The 16,901-nt window shown below is 31.8% G+C and carries 18 protein-coding genes; 6 read left to right on the top strand and 12 right to left on the bottom strand.

The annotated features are described in order from the left end of the window. Positions 1-51 precede the first annotated feature (51 nt). Positions 52-804 carry a helix-turn-helix domain-containing protein gene (locus ACP5GV_RS02020; RefSeq protein WP_428068287.1) on the top strand — a complete coding sequence of 251 codons (753 nt, stop codon included), beginning with the start codon at positions 52-54 and terminating at the stop codon, positions 802-804. Here ACP5GV_RS02020 and ACP5GV_RS02015 read toward each other — a convergent pair. Beyond that, complete coding sequence (locus tag ACP5GV_RS02015) at positions 779-1,135, bottom strand: nascent polypeptide-associated complex protein (protein ID WP_428101991.1); 357 nt, start codon at positions 1,133-1,135, stop codon at positions 779-781. The genes ACP5GV_RS02020 and ACP5GV_RS02015 overlap by 26 nt on opposite strands. A 306-nt stretch (positions 1,136-1,441) precedes the next feature. On the opposite strand from ACP5GV_RS02015, the gene ACP5GV_RS02010 reads away from it, so the two are divergent. Then, a complete protein-coding gene (locus ACP5GV_RS02010; protein ID WP_292320288.1) occupies positions 1,442-2,713 on the top strand; it encodes an MBL fold metallo-hydrolase in 1,272 nt (423 codons plus the stop codon). 28 nt (positions 2,714-2,741) lie between these two features. Here the strand turns inward: ACP5GV_RS02010 and ACP5GV_RS02005 are convergent, their stop codons facing one another. Both ACP5GV_RS02005 and ACP5GV_RS02000 read right to left on the bottom strand, forming a co-directional pair. Continuing rightward, positions 2,742-3,965: an FprA family A-type flavoprotein gene (locus ACP5GV_RS02005; RefSeq protein ID WP_428068283.1), complete on the bottom strand. Its 1,224-nt coding sequence runs from the start codon at positions 3,963-3,965 to the stop codon at positions 2,742-2,744. A 189-nt stretch (positions 3,966-4,154) separates the two neighbouring features. Beyond that, a complete protein-coding gene (locus ACP5GV_RS02000) occupies positions 4,155-4,862 on the bottom strand; it encodes a phosphoglycolate phosphatase (RefSeq protein WP_428068281.1) in 708 nt (235 codons plus the stop codon). 164 nt (positions 4,863-5,026) lie between these two features. Here ACP5GV_RS02000 and ACP5GV_RS01995 point away from each other — a divergent pair, with 164 nt between their 5' ends. Both ACP5GV_RS01995 and ACP5GV_RS01990 read left to right on the top strand, forming a co-directional pair. Continuing rightward, positions 5,027-6,622 (top strand): acyl CoA:acetate/3-ketoacid CoA transferase, encoded by a 1,596-nt coding sequence (locus tag ACP5GV_RS01995; protein ID WP_428102000.1) that lies wholly within the window; start codon positions 5,027-5,029, stop codon positions 6,620-6,622. A 42-nt stretch (positions 6,623-6,664) separates the two neighbouring features. Then, complete coding sequence (locus ACP5GV_RS01990; RefSeq protein WP_428089670.1) at positions 6,665-7,027, top strand: hypothetical protein; 363 nt, start codon at positions 6,665-6,667, stop codon at positions 7,025-7,027. Positions 7,028-7,151: 124 nt separating this feature from the next. On the opposite strand, the gene ACP5GV_RS01985 is transcribed toward ACP5GV_RS01990, so the two are convergent. From ACP5GV_RS01985 to radA, 4 genes are read right to left on the bottom strand one after another with little or no spacing between them, the layout of a single operon-like run. Further along, positions 7,152-8,183, bottom strand: a complete 1,032-nt coding sequence (locus ACP5GV_RS01985) for a DHH family phosphoesterase (protein WP_428101989.1) — start codon at positions 8,181-8,183, stop codon at positions 7,152-7,154. Next, complete coding sequence (locus ACP5GV_RS01980; protein WP_428068275.1) at positions 8,173-8,718, bottom strand: HIT family protein; 546 nt, start codon at positions 8,716-8,718, stop codon at positions 8,173-8,175. The genes ACP5GV_RS01985 and ACP5GV_RS01980 overlap by 11 nt, the downstream gene beginning before the upstream one ends. 9 nt (positions 8,719-8,727) lie before the next feature. Beyond that, positions 8,728-9,387 carry a prepilin peptidase gene (locus tag ACP5GV_RS01975; RefSeq protein WP_428101987.1) on the bottom strand — a complete coding sequence of 220 codons (660 nt, stop codon included), beginning with the start codon at positions 9,385-9,387 and terminating at the stop codon, positions 8,728-8,730. A 50-nt stretch (positions 9,388-9,437) separates the two neighbouring features. Beyond that, positions 9,438-10,421 carry a DNA repair and recombination protein RadA gene (gene radA / locus ACP5GV_RS01970; protein ID WP_428068271.1) on the bottom strand — a complete coding sequence of 328 codons (984 nt, stop codon included), beginning with the start codon at positions 10,419-10,421 and terminating at the stop codon, positions 9,438-9,440. 167 nt (positions 10,422-10,588) lie between these two features. Between radA and ACP5GV_RS01965 the strand changes: the two genes are divergently transcribed. After that, entirely contained in the window at positions 10,589-12,010 is a 1,422-nt protein-coding gene (locus ACP5GV_RS01965; RefSeq protein ID WP_428089673.1) for a threonyl-tRNA synthetase editing domain-containing protein, read from the top strand. Here ACP5GV_RS01965 and ACP5GV_RS01960 read toward each other — a convergent pair. Continuing rightward, positions 11,991-12,143 (bottom strand): hypothetical protein, encoded by a 153-nt coding sequence (locus tag ACP5GV_RS01960; RefSeq protein WP_292320307.1) that lies wholly within the window; start codon positions 12,141-12,143, stop codon positions 11,991-11,993. The genes ACP5GV_RS01965 and ACP5GV_RS01960 overlap by 20 nt on opposite strands. 219 nt (positions 12,144-12,362) lie before the next feature. On the opposite strand from ACP5GV_RS01960, the gene ACP5GV_RS01955 reads away from it, so the two are divergent. Then, positions 12,363-12,533 (top strand): chromatin protein Cren7, encoded by a 171-nt coding sequence (locus ACP5GV_RS01955; RefSeq protein ID WP_015231698.1) that lies wholly within the window; start codon positions 12,363-12,365, stop codon positions 12,531-12,533. 27 nt (positions 12,534-12,560) lie between these two features. On the opposite strand, the gene ACP5GV_RS01950 is transcribed toward ACP5GV_RS01955, so the two are convergent. The 4 genes from ACP5GV_RS01950 to ACP5GV_RS01935 form a co-directional block, all read right to left on the bottom strand. Next, entirely contained in the window at positions 12,561-13,466 is a 906-nt protein-coding gene (locus ACP5GV_RS01950; protein ID WP_428101985.1) for an MBL fold metallo-hydrolase, read from the bottom strand. A 65-nt stretch (positions 13,467-13,531) separates the two neighbouring features. After that, positions 13,532-14,101: a DUF99 family protein gene (locus ACP5GV_RS01945; protein WP_428089676.1), complete on the bottom strand. Its 570-nt coding sequence runs from the start codon at positions 14,099-14,101 to the stop codon at positions 13,532-13,534. Continuing rightward, on the bottom strand, positions 14,073-15,308 hold the full coding sequence (locus ACP5GV_RS01940) for a Cdc6/Cdc18 family protein (RefSeq protein WP_428068264.1): 1,236 nt from the start codon (positions 15,306-15,308) through the stop codon (positions 14,073-14,075). Before ACP5GV_RS01940 ends, ACP5GV_RS01945 begins: the two co-directional genes overlap by 29 nt. A gap of 68 nt (positions 15,309-15,376) precedes the next feature. Beyond that, on the bottom strand, positions 15,377-16,840 hold the full coding sequence (locus tag ACP5GV_RS01935) for a 4-hydroxyphenylacetate 3-hydroxylase N-terminal domain-containing protein (protein ID WP_428068262.1): 1,464 nt from the start codon (positions 16,838-16,840) through the stop codon (positions 15,377-15,379). Positions 16,841-16,901: the final 61 nt, after the last annotated feature.

Raw genomic sequence — 16,901 nt, 5'->3', positions numbered from 1 at the left:
TAACTAATATATTTTATAAGCATTAAACATATATTATAAAAGAGGGCCGGAATGGAGGAATCATTTCAAAATTTTATTGCAGATTTAATAGCAAGAAGGATTGCAGGGGACATAGTTTATAGTAACAATCCTAATATGGGATTAAAAAAGTGGAGGGAATATTTTGAAGTTTCGCAACTTGAAGTAGCAAGAATTATGGGAGTTTCTGCTAGTGTTATAAGTGATTATGAAAAAGGAAGAAGGGCTCCAGGCGCTAAATTTATAAGAAGGTATGTTAGGGCGCTGTTAGCTATTGATCATCAAAGAGGTTGGAAAAAACTTGATTCACTATCAAAAGCGTTAGGTATACCTAGAGGAGCTATAATAGATATGATGGAGTTCAACGAACCTATTTCTATAGGAGGATTAATAGAATTAGTTGATGGAGTATTGCTATCACCTGATTATTCAGATTCGATAAGAGCATATGGTTATACTTTAATAGATAGTATAAGAGCGATAGCAGAGTTAAGTGGACCTCAATTTTATTTTCTTCTTGGTTCGACACCTGAAAGAGCAATAATTTTTTCTAATGTTGCCGCTGGCAGAAGTCCTATGGTTGCTGTAAGAGTCTCGCTAGTTAAACCAGGTATAATTATAATACATGGACCTAGAAGATATGTAGACCCTTTGGCTATAGAATTAGCAAGATTAGAAGGCATCCCTTTAATATTAAGCCTAGCAAAAGATATTAATTTATTAATTAAAAAATTAAGATCAAAAGTAGGAGCTGAAGAAACTAACTACCTTTCAGTTTTAGAATAGCCTCTGCTATATCGCCTTTAGATTCAATTAAGGCTTTTTTAGCTGTTTCTCTATCGACGTTAGCCTGCTCCATAACGAGATTAATGTCTTCTTCATTAATTTGGTCTTCTTGTTTACTTTCTTTAGGCTGCTCTACTTTTTTTGGTTCACCAATTATATAAAGCATTGTAGGTTGATTTTTAGCCTTAATTATCATAACTTGCGGATCCTCTACTATCAGTTTTGATCCATCAGTTCCATTTATTGTTACACTTTCAGCCTTAACCTCTTCAATTTCCATTCCAAGCCTTTTCATTGCTTTTTTTAAATCCTTCGGATTCATTCCCATCAATTTATATCGCCATCTAACTACTGCCGTCCTTTAGGACGGACATCCTTATTTATTAGTATGCATACCCCTTTATAGGTGCTACTCTCTAACTTATTGTATTATTATGAAATTAAATAGCTACTATTTATCATTTTGAAAAATTAATTGTGATAATTATTATATTTTTTCTATTTTCTTTAATTATAAAAGACTTTTTAATATTAAATATTAAAAATTTACAATAAAATATGTTAACTAAGTACTATATTATTAAATATTAAGTTCGAAACATAAATTTAAATTGAGATGTAGAGGTCAGCAAAAACAATGTCAAAAATAAAAATATTAGGTAGTGGAAAGGAAGTAGGTAGAGCAGGAATTTTAATAGAGCAAGACGAAAGATTCGCCCTATTAGACTATGGAGTTAACTTCGATGAAAATGATAGACCTATTTTTCCCCTTCATGTAAGACCAAAAGATATAGAAATAATAATTTTAACGCATAGTCATCTTGATCATATAGGGGCAGCTCCATCTTTATATATATCAGTAATGCCAAAACTTGGAGCAACTCCTTTGACTTTAGACGTAAGTAAAATTTTGTTATTAGATATGATAAAATTAAATGGGCCCTATTTACCCTTTGATGAACAAAGTATTAATGATATGCTTGTTTCTGCGGAAACTATGAACTATGAAAAAACTTATGAATACGGAAACTTTTTAGTAACGTTAATGGACAGTGGGCATATACCTGGAAGTGCTAGTGTTCTTGTTGAAACAAATAATAATAGAATATTATACACAGCTGATATGAACACTATAGAAACAAAATTAAAAGGTCCACATAAATTGAATGGAGTTAAAGCTGATACGCTAATAATTGAATCTACTTATTCGACATCTAACCATCCTCCCAGAGAGGAAAGTGAAAAAAGGTTTATCGATGATGTTAACGATGTAGTTGAAAAAGGTGGTATAGTATTAGTACCGGCATTTGGAGTCTCAAGAGGTCAAGAAATAATGGCATTACTCGAGGAAAAGGGTTTTGAGTACAATGTATGGGTAGATGGAATGATTAGAGATATAGCAGAACTTTATATAGCTCATAGCGGTTATTTGAGGTCACCACGTTTACTTCTAAAGGCAATGCAGGAACAAAGATTAGTAAAAGGATGGAACGATAGAAGAAGAGCACTTAAGGAACCAGGTGTAATAATAGCTAGCGCCGGTATGATGAAAGGGGGGCCTAGCCTTTACTATCTTAAGAAAATGTCTAATAATTCGAGAAATGCAATTTTTATGGTTAGTTACCAGGCAGAAGGTACTCCTGGAAGGAATATATTAGAAAAGGGTTATTATAGTGATGGAAATAAGAACTTTGATGTTAAGGCAAGGATAGAATGGTTTGATTTTTCTAGCCATACGGACAAAAGAGGTATATTGGAAACAATAAAAGGTATACAAGGATTAAAAAGAGTAGTATTGGTCCATGGAGAACCCGAAGGGCAAAAACTATTATCTGAAGAAATAAAAGGTCTAAATGATAACTTAGAAGTTATAATACCAGATAATGGAGATGAAATAAATTTAGAATAGCTATTTAATTTTAATTATTAATAATTATTTATTTAGATATTACTTTTGATAAAGATTCTTCTATCTTATCTGATAATTCGTTCAATTTATCTATATCTTCTTGTTTTATTTTGCTCTTTACTGTTACTAACGGTTCTATTATTTTGAAACCAGATTTTGCTAATAGCTCCGCCGTTTGCTTGGCTATAGGTCCCCATCCATAGCCCGTTACAATACCTGCTGGTCTATCTCTGCCAAACATTTTAACTTGATACGAATATATCACATTGTTTAAAGGCATAGGTATCGATGAGTCGTATGTAGGGAATGCAAAAATAATTGCTCCGCTGTTATTCGTTTCTGATAATATATAGGATACATGGGTTTCAGACGTGTCGATCAGCTTTACCTTAATTCCTTTAGATTCTAATTTTTTCTTTATTATATCTACTAATTTAATAGTATGGCCGTACATGCTTATATATAAAATAGAAACTTCCTTTTCTAATTTAGGTTTTGCCCAGTCGTAATACAAAGATATTGGAAGATCTATATTATGTCTATAGATAATTCCATGCGCTGGAGCGATTATTTTAATTAATTTTCTTATCTTATCTATCTTGCTTAATGCATCCAATGTGTTTTTGGTATATCTTCCAACTATATTAATATAATATCTTTTTGCTTCATCAACGTAATATTTAATATCTACCTGATCATCAAATATACCATCTTTAAATCCAGCATAAGAACCAAAGACATCGCATGTAAATAATATACCACTATTTTTTTCTAGGGTTAGCATAGTTTCTGGCCAATGAAGCCATGGAGTATGTATAAACATAAAAGATCTGTTTCCAAAATCAAATATATCATTATCCTTAACAGCAATAATTTTCTCTTCAGGAATATCATAAAAATCTTTAATCATTTTTGATCCTACAAATGAAATTATAATCTTAGCACTATTGGCAAGTTTTGAAAGAGTTTCTAAGCTACCTTGATGATCAGGTTCTAAATGGTTTACTATTATATATTTTATTTTATCGAAGTTTTTTACAACTCTTTTTATCTTGTCTAAATAAACATCAGTAAAATACTCTTCCACACCATCAATGACTACATAACCATTTCCCGTATCAATTAGATACGCATTATATGAAATTCCTTCAGGAATGGGCCACATATTCTCGAACATTTTTTTCTTATAATCATTAACTCCTATCCAATAAATTCCTTCATCTAATTTTATTATATTATTGTAATTCTCCATTTTTTCTCACTAAATTTATTTCTATTTAGAATTAACTTTATAAGTATTTAACATGTCGTATACATTATTCATCAAGTTAACAGATAATTTTTATTATAAAACATCATAAAATCTTAATAGCCCTATTTTAGATATAAAATTTAGATGAGGAATTTGCCGAGTACAGAGCCATAAGGCTGTGAAGACAAATTAAACTGATTTTTGTTTATTTATAATAAATTTTGCAATCTCTAAAAAGCCTTCACCACCTGGTTTTGAGGCAATATATTTTACTGTTCCTTTAACCTCTTCTGATGCATCTTGAGGGCAAGCAGAAAAGTTTCCAAATTTTAGCATGTCAACATCGTTTTCACCATCCCCTATTGTTGCAACTTCTTCTGGTTTATATCCTAGCAATTCGCTTGCAATTTTAACTCCTTGGCCTTTCCCACCGTTTTCTGGCAATATATGTAAAGCATAACCACTCCATAAGACTTTAAAGCCATATTTATTTGAAATTTTTTCTATTTCATTTATGTAGTCTTTTATTTTACTTTTATCCAAATTTTTTGGTATAAAGAAAGCCAAATCATGGAATCTAAATTTATTTTGCCAACTTTCAACAAGACCCATTTTAATAGCTATATCCTTTAGCTCATCTGGAGGCTTGCTATTGCAAACATGTTTATAGCCATGGAAATAAATTATACATCCATTTTCAGCGATAGCGGGTCCTGATGCACCAATATATCCTCTTAAACCTAAAGTTACGGGCAAGGAATTTCCTGAAATTAAAGAAACTTTAATTCCGTTAGCTTCTAACAATCTTATTCCATTTATTGCTTCAATGCTAATTCTCACATCTCCTCTTCTTATGGTTAATGTTCCATCAACATCTGTAGCAACGTATTTTATCATTTTTAAACCCTTTTTTATTATGATTCTTTCTAATTTAAATTTTCTACTCTTAAAGTTTAATAAGATTACTGAACCTATTAAACTTGAGGTGAATAAATTTGCCCGATGTTATAGAGGAAATAGCTAATAGAAAGATAGTAAAGGACCCAGAATCAATACTTTCTATGATTTCTGACTATTCAGTTGTTGCAATCTCAGGTTTTAATATGATAACTGCACCAGAATACCTTATAGAAAGACTTTATAAATTATATTTAAAGACAGGACATCCAAGAAAGTTATTCATTATCAGTGACACTTTCCCAGGCGCGCCTGGAAGAGGTTTAGATAGAATAGCAAAGCTTATTTATGAAAGAAAAGACGAAGATTTCATTGATGGAACTTTATTTCCATTTTATGGATGGAGTGAAAGCTTACAAAAAATGGTAAGAGAGGAATGGTTTGATGCTTATGCGTGGAGCATAGGAATTATGGCTTATTGGTTTAGAGAAGTTGGAAGTGGTAGGCCTGGAGTTTTAACAAAGGTAGGTCTATACACAACAGCTGATCCAAGATTAGATGGTACGGCACTTAATGAAAAAGCAATGAAAATGAGGAGAGTTAAAGTTCATTTAATTAACATAGATAGTCAAGAATATTTATTATATACTGCTCCTAAGCCTCAGTTTGGATTAATAAGAGCTACAACAGCTGATGAAATGGGTAATTTATCTTTAGAGGATGAAGCTGCATATGGAACAGTGCTAAATATAGCTCAGACAATAAAAGCTATGCCTAATAAAGGAATCAATATTGTCCAAGTTTTAAGAATAGCCCGTTATGGATCTTTAAATCCTAAAGATGTTGAGGTGCCAGGACCTTTGATAGATTATGTTGTTGTTTCGCCTAGAGAATATCATTGGCAAAGCTCTAGCTTTGACTATGATCCAATGGTTTCAGGAAAAATAATTCCACCATTATCTAGAGAACACATAATACAGAGCGAATTGAATCACAGGAAGATAATAGCTAGAAGGGTTTTGCTTGAGCTTTTAGAATTGTTAAAGAAAAGTGGAAGGCAAATAATAGTTAACTTAGGTGTTGGTATACCTGCTACAGTAGCAGATGTAGCAGTAGAAGAAGAAGTACAAGATCTGATAGTTTTAACAGTTGAATCCGGTACCTGGGGAGGCAAACCCCTTTATGGGGCAGATTTTGGGGCATCAATTGGCCCATTTGCAATAGTTTCGGTTCCAGATCAATTTACTATGTATGAGGGAGGAATAATTGATGCAGCTAGCCTCGGATTTATGCAAGTAGATAGATACGGAAATGTGAATTCTTTTATAATGCCTTCAAGAATACCAGGGCCGGGAGGATTTCCAGCTATAGCAGTAGGATCGCCTCAAATATTTTTTGCGGGCGAATTTACAGCAGGAGACAAAAAGATAGAAGTTAACAATGGCAAGATATCAATATTAAAAGACGGAGAAATAATAAAATTTGTAAACCAGGTATATAAAATAGGTTGTTCTGGTAAAATATTAACAAAATCAAATAAAAATGCGTTGTTTGTTACAGAAAGAGCAGTTTTTCAAAAAGTTGAAGATGGAATTGAACTAAAAGAAATTGCTCCTGGTATAGATTTGGAGAAAGATATATTAGGAAAAATGGAATTCAAGCCAATAATAAGAAAAGAACCAGATATTATGGATCCTAGAATATTTAATAGCAAGAGAATGGGTTTAAAAGAGGAAGCCTTAGAAGCAATAAAAAGATAATTTTTAAAATTTGTATCTCTATTATCTGTTTGGGTGTTAGATGTGCCAATTCAATTGCAAAGCTTAGAAGAATTAGAAAAAATAGCTCAAAAGGGCATAGAATGTAGAGTAAAAAGGAATAAAAAGGATGGTAAGGCAAAAATAAAGGTTAGAACTAATAAATATCTCTATACTTACATAGTTGATAAAGATAAGGTTGATGAAATATTAACTAAGCTAAATTGCAAAAACGTTATTGATTTAGATAAGCAAAAACCAAAAGCTGAAAAACCAAAGAAACAAAAGAAAGAAGAAAAGAAAGAAGAAACATCCGAAAAGACTTCTGAAGAACCAAATCAGAAACAAGCAGAAGTGCAAAAAGAGAAGTTAGAAAGTAACCAAGAAAGTGGAAATAAGGAATCATAATTTTACGTAATAAGAAATTACTTTCTAATTACATTTAACAAATTCTTTGCATATAATGGGTTAACCGAGGTTAATAAGAATCTTATATTTGTATTGCTTAAACAATAAATGTTTTTAAAGATATCTACAATTGTGTTCGAGATGTATTGCATGAATTAGAGCTTAAAGCTATTGAATAAATTTTTTTTATAACGTATTTTATTAGAAATGATTTGTCTATCATAGAAATGAAAGATACATAAAGGGGTAATTTCATCGATGCCCCTGACGCCTTGGGATGTCCTCCACCGCCTAAATTTTTGGCTATTACTTGCACATTTGCTTTTTCTCTACTCCTTAAGGAGAGGCTAACTAAATTAAACCCCTTTTTCTTTATAATTACAGCTATATCGCTCTTAGATCTAGAGAGCATCATAGCTCCTACTATGCTATCTGATGGTATGTCAACGTCCTTAAATACTCCAGATATTTTGCATGAATTCCCATAGGTTTTAATTGTTGATAATATTCCATCAAATCCTTTTAGCTCCTTTATTATATAATCGTTTAAATGAGCCTGCATTTCATCATCCCATATGATTCCATTAATAAATTTTTCGATAACTTTAAACTTCCATTCAAGACCGTTTACTCCATGGTTTGCGTAACTGGCTCTAAATAGTTTAGGTCCTAATTCATCATCCCATTTCCATATATCGGAAGCACATATAGCTTTTTCCAGTTTTTCAAGAAATTCATCATTGATTTTGTTAAACAATTTTTGTGAATATCTGGCAGCAACTCCTGCTCCGCAAGTGCTTGTATCTACAATAATATTTGTTCCTGTTGACTTTATAAGCTCTATATCTTTTTCATCCCATACATGATGGTCGAACCAATATATATTTACACCTTTTTCTTTTATTTTTTTAAAGTAGTTATATACATAATTAATGTTACTTTTATTAGATCCAATATCTATTAAAAAAAGGTAATCACCTGTTTGTAAAGAACTAATTATACCTTCTATAGCAACTTCTACATTATATGGCTCTGCAAATATTACTGTAGAATCATTAAGTTTCCTACCTAAAATTCTTAAAACAGATGCTGCTCCCCCTATTCCATCTAAATCATTATGAGTTATTATGTAAATTTTGTTATTTTTATAGCTCAATTTCCTTTATAACCTCCTCGATTATAGGTTTTAATAAATTGTAGGTATCATCTAAAGACTGAGGAACAACTTTAGTTCCTCCAACAATTGTTATAAAATTTGAATCTCCTTTCCATCTTGGAACAATGTGTATGTGTACATGCCCAGGGACGCCTGCTCCTGCTGCTTCTCCTATATTTACTCCAATGTTAAATCCTTCAGGTTTATAAGCTTTAGTTAATGCATTTATTGAAACTTTTATCAGCTTACTTATCTCCAACAATTCGTTATCGTTGAGCTCTATCAAATTTGATACATGCCTATATGGTGCTATCATTAAGTGACCAGAATTATAAGGGTATTTATTCAACATTATAAAAGAATATTTAGCTTTTAATAGAATTAAGGCTTCTTTCATATCAATTTTTAGGGCTTCACAAAAAATACATTTTTGATTTTCCTCTTTCTTTTCTTCCTTTTTATTGCTGAAATCTTTTATATAACTCATTCTCCATGGCGCCCATAAATTTTTGTACCATTGCTCCGGCCACTCCATGTTTTTCACCTAAATTATCGTACTAACAATTAGTGATATAGGAAGACTAATTAATATAAATAATATATACGGAAGTCCTGGTTGAGCCCAAACAATTTCATTTAGATTCCCATTGCTTTCTTCTATTATTGTTTCATGAGGCTCATCAATAGATATATTTTTTGTTGACTTTTGAGCAAAGTACCATCTATATTTTTTATTGTTTAAGAGTTCTCTTGCCTTTATTGGAGCTGCACTCAGGCATCTTTTGTTTAATTTCATATTTCTGCAATCCTTAACTGTTAATATGGTTCTTGTTAGGAGCTCAAGGATAGAAGCTATGAGCAGAGTTAGCAGTATTGGAGGCAGAAAACCCCCGAAAGGATTAATAGGCAAAGAAAGAGCTAAAAAAATGGATGCCCATAGATCTCCAGCACCCATGTGACCCATCAAATATGCTATAAGTAATCCTAAAACGCTGAAAATGCTAATCGAATAATAAATTAATAGTACTTTAATTGGGTAATAAAATGAAAATGCTAAAATAGATACAACTAATCCTATCTTAGACCCAACATACCAATACCACAAAGGAACTTCTCTATACTTTATATCTAAAACAGAAGCTGGGATAAATATTGCGAAGTTTAATACAACTAAGAAATATGGTAACATTTTTATTATTTCCAATTTCTCCCCTGATATAAATTATTGAAAAGGATTTTTAATATTTTGTTAGTTTATTCTTCTGTATCTCTAACTCCATATTCTGTTATAGCAAAAACTGTTTCTCCTTCAGGCAAATGGGGGGCATCTACTATTCTAGCAATTCTCTTATTTCCTCTGCTTCTTTTCAATTGAACTCTGACTCCAGGCGCATGACCTACTATATTTCCTCCAACAGCTGAAGTAGGATCTCCGTAGAAAACATCTGGTCTTGCCATTACTTGGTTAGTTACTACAACAGCTATATCATAAATTTCTGCTAATCTTATCAATTGATGTAAATGTTTATTTAAAAGTTGTTGTCTCATAGCTAAGTTCTCTCTACCTGGAAATTCGGCTCTAAAGTGACTTGTTAAAGAATCAACTATAACCAATTTTATATTATCTTTTGAAAGCATATCATATAATTGATCAACTATAGCCATCTGATGGTGTGAATTAACAGCTCTTATCCAATATATGTTTTCCATAACTTTATCAGGGTCTAAATTTAAACCCCTTGCTATTTGCTCAATTCTTTCCCATCTAAAAGTTCCTTCAGTATCTATATATACAGCCTTAGCACTTAGGCCTCCTTTTTCTTCAGGTAATTGTACATTTACAGCTATCGAATGACATATTTGTGTTTTACCAGTACCGTATTCTCCAAAGAACTCTGTCATATCTCTTGTTTCAATTCCACCTCCTAACAAATCATCTAGGCTCTTACTACCTGTTGTTATTTTATGTACGTTTAATCTTTCTTTTTTTAATTCTAATGCAGTCCTAAACTTTATATCTAATGTTTCTCTAGCTGCGCTAACTATTTTCTGCGCAGATGGCAAAGGAATTCCTGTTACTTGGGCTATCTCTTGGGGTGTAGCAACGGCTAACGCTTCTATACTTGTATAACCTGATTCTATCAATTTTTGTGCCGTATTTGGACCTACACCTGGTAGATCAGTAATATCTTTAGGTTTCGCTTTATCTTGAGCATTTTTTATGTTTTCATCTGACATAATTAATCCTCCTCAATTAATAAATAATTGTTTTAAGAGGCTATAATTTTATATATTTTAGTATCATATGAGGCTATGATATGATTTGATGGATTTGCAAGTCTAAAATTCTCGGGTCAGCGAATGTATTAATATTTCCCCAGAAACTAATATATAGGTGCATATTAATGAGAATTTTGATGATACATTTAAAGGATATAAAATATTGGGCTGTTGAAGAAGCTATTGAAAATCCTCCAGACCCTCCATCAAAATTTGAAGGAAATGAATGTGTAGCAGGCTTTATAAGTGTTGAGGAAGGTGATACTCCAGATTTATCTCATGAAGCTGCATCAGAGTTAGCACAGCATGCGAATAGATTTAAGCTGAACTGCATTGTTGTTTATCCATTTGCTCATCTCTCCTCAAGTTTAGCAGAGCCAAATAGGGCAGTTAATATACTTAAATCAATTGAAGATGAACTGAAAAAAATGGGATTTACTGTTAATAGGGCGCCATTTGGCTGGTATAAAGGATTTAGCATTACTTGTCCCGGGCATCCAATGTGTGAGCTATCTAGGACTATAACATCTCCAAAGGGCCCATTCTATATAAAAGATTCAAATAAAATATTGATTAAAGAAGCTATAGAAAATAAAATTTTTGATAATTCTGTGTTAAATAATCCATGGGACAACGATTCTATAGGAGCTCAAGAAAAGTTTGGCATTTTATCCGATGGTATAAATTCTATCGGCAGGTACGTTATAAATTCTTTAATAGAATGGTTTAATTATAAAAACAATATAGAAAATGTATCTATTTATTCAGGATCGCATAGAGAAATATATGGAATAGATGGTTTATCCTCTACAATTAAATCTTGCTTAGATATGGGTAGATATGTAAAGGATCAAAGTATTGTAATTCAAGGCTTAATTCCAGGAAGCGAAATAATGATATTACCATTTAAAACAGACAAGTCTAAGTTCAATGATATGATAAACGAGCTTATGAATGGAATTATTAATGATACAATCGAAATAGCATCTTCTTCTCAAAGTGGCTTTAATATACCGTATGACATTGATTATGATTTAGATTTAATCTTATATAAATCAAGAAATAATGGACTTGTTTTATTGGGAGGTTTTGGAAATGTTAGAGAAAATTCTATAACTTTCATAGGCCCTATCAGAAACATAGCATCATCGTTAATTGATTATGGTCTAAAAATGGCAGATAAAGGAAAGACACCTAGCCTTCCATTTTGGCTTTCTCCATATCAGGTTGCGATTATACCTGTTAAAGAAACTCATGAAGATTATGCAAAAGAAATATTCAATGAAGTATTTTCAATTGGCATAAGAGTATATTATGACCCGCCGGGAAAAAGCTTAGGAACAAGAATTAGAGCCGCTGGTAAATCATGGGTTCCTATAATTGCTGTTGTTGGTGATAAAGAGAAGGAATCAAGTACTGTTAACTTAAGGAAGAGATGGTTACAGGGATCCCAAGAAGTTCTTCAATTAGACGAATTTTATAACGAACTTAAAATGCTTAGATCACAAAGCCCATTTAATAGACCTATTAGTCCTCCAGTCTCTTAATTGGCTCATGAAAAGTGTTTTTCTTGCAATAAGGACAATAATGATATAATTCTTTCATTTTATTAAGTTCAAAGCTAACAGGCAAAACCCATTCATTTTTGCATTCCTTACATCTTAGCAACCATTTTGTCACTTCATTCACCTTTTTATGTCTCTAACTATTTTCTCCAGCTTTTAATATCTTCTTAACAAAATTAAATATATACACTAAAAATCTTAATATTTTTTAAAATAATTGATTAAATTGTTAATTGATAATACTTTACTGTATCTTTTATTTTAGAACAACCTAGTTTTTAAAAGTAAAAATTTATAAATATCCATGGAATATTCTATAACATAGTGAGGAATCATGTCGTCTAAGTTACCGCCTGTAAAGGTAAAGGATCCCACAACAGGGAAGGAAGTTACTCTAACTCCGATAAAAGTTTGGACATTGGCTCCAAAGAAAGGAAAAGGAGTCAAAATAGGGTTATTCAAGAGCCCCGAGACAGGAAAATACTTTAGGGCAAAGGTAGAGTAAACTTAAAAATAATATAATTAAATTTTTTTATTTTTTATAATCTCCATTTTTTATTGCATTTATCATGCCTATCACAGATTCTAGTAAAAACCCCTTAGTGAAAAACTGTATATTTTCACCAATAGCCTTTTTGAAGTCTTCGTCTGCATTCATTAAGTGCTCTGTTATTTTATCTATATCATTAATTCCTGATTGTATATCACTGCTAATTATATCTAGCCAAACTTTTGCTCTCTCTATGCCTAGCTTTAGATACTCTGTTCCATTATCATGTATACCATAATGAGTTGGCGCAATATATTTTGGATTAAGGGCTTTCATTTTCTCAAGGCTTTCTAAATATTGTATTGGTTTAAAGGGAGTAGGAGATGTTATGGCATAAACTTTTCCATTTTTAAAATTAAATATTCCTCCTGCTGAATCTCCTGTAAATATGATATTTTCTGGATAAAGTAATACGCTCATATGATGACTTGCATGGCCTGGTGTATGAACAAACTTTAAAGTGTGATTTCCTATTTTAATTTCTGAATAATCTTCTGCAGGAAAAACTTTCTTTTCATCAGTTGGAATAGGTTTTCCATAATTATCAGCTAATAATTTTGAAAATTTATTTGCTGCTTCCCACAACTGAGATGGATCCACAATATGTTTTACTCCTTTAGGATGTATATATGATATTGCATTCGGAAAATCTCTAAGCAAATGACCTGTTGAACCTGCATGATCTAAGTGTACATGAGTCGCAACAACAATATCTGGTTTCAAATTAAGGTCAGATAGAGCCTTTCTAAGTTTAGAATATTCCTTAGCTGGTCCAGGCTCAATAATAGTAACTTTATCATCTAAAATAATAAAGGAAGATATAATCCCTTTTAAATCTCCAGGAGAAACATCAATTATATATACATCTCCAAGTTTTTCATATGCCATTTTTATTCCCCCAAATAGCAATAGATATAAAATTAATAAAACTTTTTATTAATAAGTTTATTATATCAATTAATATATGGGTTAATTATTTTAGAGACTTGTGATGATATTATATGAGATATTCTTAAAGGCTCAGGAATTCTTGAATAAAATTGATAAGAGTTTATGATTTCAATCGCATCTTCAGTGTTAACCCCCCAGTTAACAATGTAAAGAATTCCTTTCTTGCTTTCAATTTTTTTGTAAGACTTTATTTGATTTATTGCGAGCTCTCTTATTTCACTATCCTTAAAATGAGGCCTTAAAGCATCTAATAAGTTTTTTACAGAAGGTTTATAGCTATATATTACTATAGAAGGAAAACCTGTTAGTTTTTCTATACCCGGTAAAGAAATGACATTAAATCCGGCTATAGTTATTGAATCGAACAAAACTATAGATTTTTTGCCATTACTTAAGATTTTAATTAAATACGATATTATGGAAGTCGCGTCTAAGCCATCTGTGTGTATAATTCCTATTTTTATATTTTCAGGCCAAACCTCTCTATAAGATATACAAGAAATTACAGTTTTCCCATAGCCAAGCTTTTTAACTTCTCCATCGTCACATGCTATTATCTTTTCTATTTCCATCATATTTAACCTCGCTTAATAAGTCCGCTATTGTAGGATCTTCCTTTAATGCTTGAATTATTGCATTTACATCTGAAGCTAAAGAAATAACTCTAGTTTTACCATATCTGCCTCTACTTATTATCCTTCCAGATATTATTCCCAGCATATCTAATTCGCTTATTATCCCGCTTGCCCTTCTCAAAGTAATTTCTTCCAAACCCAATGAAGTTACAAGTCTTTTGTAGTTATCATAAATTTCTCCAGTAGTTGCATAATCTTTTCCCATACCAGTTGCAAGCAATATTGATGTCATAATTAGCTTTCCATGCAATGGTAGAGTTTTAACAACATCTCCTACTCTATCTCTCTCTATTTCTATTCTGGCTCTAGTAACATCTTCTTTAGTTACAACACTTCTATTATCTCTTTCTGCTATTTCTCCTGCAACTCTTAACAAATCTAATGCTCTTCTTGCGTCTCCATGTTCTCTAGCCGCCAAAGCAGCACATAATGGAATAACCTCTTCATCTAACGCATTTTTATTAAATGCATCATCAGCTCTTTGATTTAGTATATCTTGTAATTGTTTGGCATCGTAAGGAGAAAATACAACTTCTTCTTCACTTAGGCTACTTTTTACTCTTGGATCTAAGGATTCTACCATTTTAACGCTATTGGTTATTCCAATAATAGAAACTCTAGACTTGGTTAGTTGTTCATTAATTCTTGTTAAGTTATAAAGCAAGTCATCTCCATACTTTTTAACAAGAAAATCTATTTCATCTAAAACTATTATAAAAACCCCTTCTATGTTACTTAATTTTTTTACAATCCTATTAAAAACTTCACCTGTTGAAAGACCAGTAAAAGGTATTCTCATATTAAAATAATCTGCTATATCAGCTAAAATTCTATATGGAGTTTCCCTATGTCTAACATTTGCATATATGTAACCGATCTTTACATTCTTTTGTTTTGCATTTTCTTCAAGCTTTCTTAATACAAATTTTGTCACAGCAGTTTTTCCAGTTCCGGTTAAACCATAAATAAATACGTTACTTGGTCTTTCCATCCTTAAAGCTGGGGAAAGGGTTAAGGCTATTCTCTTTATTTCCTGATCCCTATGAGGTAAGAAATCTGGAACGTAATCTGGTAGGAGAACTTCCCTTCTTTTGAAAACCTTTGGCTTATATGCAGCGTTAAAAATTTCATCTATGTTAGACATTATTTTCCACCTGCTCCATAGGAAATAATAATAAAAAAGAATTTAAGAGCTGTAAAGCTTAAGCATTATTAGCTTTCTTTTTTGATTCCTGACATTATTTTTGCATTTTCTATATAATCGTTAAGTCTATTCTTCATATCGCTTTTTAAAGCTAATAGTTCTGCAGCAGGAGGTCCACCTCCTTGTATTAGCCCCACTAAGTGGGGACCTGCAACCCACAATTGCATTAATCTAGCTATTCTTAACCTATCTTCTGCTGTATAAAGTTCATTACCTTGTAATGCTATAGATACTTTGTTGGACAAGCCTTCTATATTTAGATCTTTTGATGAAGGCGCATTTACAGTAATTCCTCCACCTATATCTGCTGCAGCTACCATAGCTTCTTTTAAATGCTCTATGGAATCAAGCTTGGCAACATTAGCCAATCTCAAATCTGGTATATATTCTCCGCTAGGATGTCTATAACCCTTTACCATAGCAGCTAATCCTGCAGCATAAGCAGCTTCACCATGTCTCATTATATCTAATAGTCTATCCTGTATATAACTGGCATTAAGTACTCCGTTAGCATCTGCCATTAATGCTGATGAGCCTAATATAGCGTCAGCAAACCCAGCCTTGCAACTACCCCCGCCTGCTCTATGGTGAGAAATGAAATATTCAATTAATTTTCCTGTGAACTCATATTCTCCGTCCATAAATACTCTATCATATGGAACAAAGACATCATCAAATATGACTAAGTAAGTACTTCTATGTCCAAAAGGAAGCGGATAATCTACGTCTGTCCCAATATCTTTTGAAATTTTTTTCATAATATCCATAGGATGCCAACTAGATATAAAATAAACATTCTTACTGTCAGGTCTTATGGCAAATGATACTGCATAGTCTTTTTCATTTTGTTTCATATTTTTTGTAGGTATAACTAATATTTCATCCGATATTGCTGCACCTGTAATATGCATTTTTGCACCTCTTACTACAATCCCGTCTTTTCTTCTTTCTACAACATGAACATATGCCATATCATTTTTTTGTTCGAGAGGTCCTTTTGATCTATTACCTTTCACATCGGTCATAGCTGTCTCTACAACCAAGTCTTTTGATTGAACTTCTTTGAGCCATGATGAAAATCTTTTATGGTAGTCTGTGTTAAGTTTTGAATCTATATCATATGTAGCAGCAAATACAGCATTTATACCATCATGTCCAGTGCACCTGAAGTTACAATTACCAATTTTTGAATTTAAAATTCTCTGAGATTCTGCTCTCATTAAAAGATCATTTATGCTTTGCTCTACATAAACAAATCTATTTATTTCATCATTATCTTGGTAAGCTGTTAATATACCTTTATAATCTTTATTTTTTGCTAATTCATAGGTCTTTAATATAACATTAATAGATGGTTTAATTACCGGGTCATTTAATATATCTATAACTCTTTCTCCTCCTGTATAGATATTTAGATCCTTTTCTCTTTCTTTTAGTCTGTTTAAATAATCTTGTGATGATCCTAAAGGCATAAAAATCACCTTATTAATAATAAAAAACAAAGTTTTTAAGTTCAACAAATGAAAAATATTG

The organism is Caldisphaera sp. (assembly GCF_049974385.1).
In the GTDB taxonomy this organism is placed as follows: domain Archaea; phylum Thermoproteota; class Thermoprotei_A; order Sulfolobales; family Acidilobaceae; genus Caldisphaera.
Note: the sequence above shows the minus strand (reverse complement) of the source record. Positions and strands in the feature narration are given on the sequence as shown.

Bases quoted from the DNA above. Each gene is read 5' to 3' on its own strand.
- ACP5GV_RS02020 (WP_428068287.1), top strand. From the start codon at position 52: ATGGAGGAATCATTTCAAAATTTTATTGCAGATTTAATAGCAAGAAGG.
- ACP5GV_RS02010 (WP_292320288.1), top strand. From the start codon at position 1,442: ATGTCAAAAATAAAAATATTAGGTAGTGGAAAGGAAGTAGGTAGAGCA.
- ACP5GV_RS02005 (WP_428068283.1), bottom strand. From the start codon at position 3,965: ATGGAGAATTACAATAATATAATAAAATTAGATGAAGGAATTTATTGG.
- ACP5GV_RS02000 (WP_428068281.1), bottom strand. From the start codon at position 4,862: ATGATAAAATACGTTGCTACAGATGTTGATGGAACATTAACCATAAGA.
- ACP5GV_RS01995 (WP_428102000.1), top strand. From the start codon at position 5,027: ATGATTTCTGACTATTCAGTTGTTGCAATCTCAGGTTTTAATATGATA.
- ACP5GV_RS01980 (WP_428068275.1), bottom strand. From the start codon at position 8,718: ATGGAGTGGCCGGAGCAATGGTACAAAAATTTATGGGCGCCATGGAGA.
- radA (WP_428068271.1), bottom strand. From the start codon at position 10,421: ATGTCAGATGAAAACATAAAAAATGCTCAAGATAAAGCGAAACCTAAA.
- ACP5GV_RS01965 (WP_428089673.1), top strand. From the start codon at position 10,589: ATGAGAATTTTGATGATACATTTAAAGGATATAAAATATTGGGCTGTT.
- ACP5GV_RS01955 (WP_015231698.1), top strand. From the start codon at position 12,363: ATGTCGTCTAAGTTACCGCCTGTAAAGGTAAAGGATCCCACAACAGGG.
- ACP5GV_RS01950 (WP_428101985.1), bottom strand. From the start codon at position 13,466: ATGGCATATGAAAAACTTGGAGATGTATATATAATTGATGTTTCTCCT.
- ACP5GV_RS01945 (WP_428089676.1), bottom strand. From the start codon at position 14,101: ATGGAAATAGAAAAGATAATAGCATGTGACGATGGAGAAGTTAAAAAG.
- ACP5GV_RS01940 (WP_428068264.1), bottom strand. From the start codon at position 15,308: ATGTCTAACATAGATGAAATTTTTAACGCTGCATATAAGCCAAAGGTT.
- ACP5GV_RS01935 (WP_428068262.1), bottom strand. From the start codon at position 16,840: ATGCCTTTAGGATCATCACAAGATTATTTAAACAGACTAAAAGAAAGA.